We start from the raw sequence: 1,162 nt of genomic DNA on the forward strand, positions 1-1,162 counted from the left end.
CCCCACTCCTCAAATAAAATATGATATACAACATTATGTAATGTTATATATTGTTATATTAAACCGCAAACGTTAACTAGTCAATACATTTATCAGAATATTTAACTTTTTTATCTATATTTGTAGAAATGCGCTCTTCTGTTTCTCCATCAAAGAAATGCACGTAGGTTAAATTCAACGAAAAAGCGCTTTTGTCCCCTGCTTCAAACTCACATAAAAAAGGTACTCGAGCCACAAACGTTTGCTTTTCTAAACTAGCATATAAAATTGTTTCAGCACCTAGTACCTCTATCATATCTAGTGTCGTAGTGAAGCAAAACTCATTGTTCAACTCTCTCTTACTATCCTCTTTATGATATACAATGTGTTCAGGACGCGCACCCATTATGACCTCTTTCTCATTATGACCTTGAGAATGTAAAGCGTGTATTAGAAAATCAGGAAGCTGTATTTTAGTTTCTCCCATTATAAAATAAGTGCCTTGGAGATACCCCCGAAAAAAATTCATTGCGGGTGATCCAATAAAACTGCCTACAAATACATTCCTAGGATGTCTATAAATATCTTGAGGAGTTCCGATCTGTTGAATAATCCCGTCTTTCATAACAACTAGGCGAGTAGCCATTGTCATAGCTTCCACTTGATCATGCGTCACATAGATTGTTGTTGTTTGTAGCCTTTGATGCAGTTTAATAATCTCAGCACGCATCTGTACTCGTAGCTTCGCATCCAAATTAGATAATGGTTCATCCATTAAGAAAACTTTTGCTTCTCGAACAATAGCACGACCTAAAGCAACTCGCTGACGCTGCCCTCCGGATAAAGCTTTTGGCTTTCTTTCTAAATATGTTTCTAGACCTAATGTTTTAGCTGCTTCATTTACCCGTCTATCAATTTCGTCTTTCTTTATTTTTTTTAACTTCAAGCCAAATGCCATATTTTCTCGAACAGTCATATGAGGGTAAAGAGCATAATTTTGAAAGACCATAGCAATGTCACGATCTTTTGGAGCTACTTCGTTCATATGATCTCCATCAATGTAAAAATCACCTTTTGAAATCGTTTCTAGACCTGCAATCATTCGCAGCGTAGTAGATTTACCACAGCCTGAAGGTCCAACAAATATAACAAACTCTTTCTCTCCAATCTGAAGGTTAAAATC

Annotated in this window: 1 protein-coding gene; it reads right to left on the reverse strand. The window is 36.2% G+C overall.

From position 1 onward, the window contains the following. Positions 1-76: 76 nt before the first annotated feature. A partial coding sequence (locus AC1DRF_RS28865) for an ABC transporter ATP-binding protein (protein ID WP_477742420.1) occupies positions 77-1,162 on the reverse strand: 1,086 nt, incomplete at its 5' end.

The organism is Priestia sp. P5_B4, assembly GCF_056400385.1.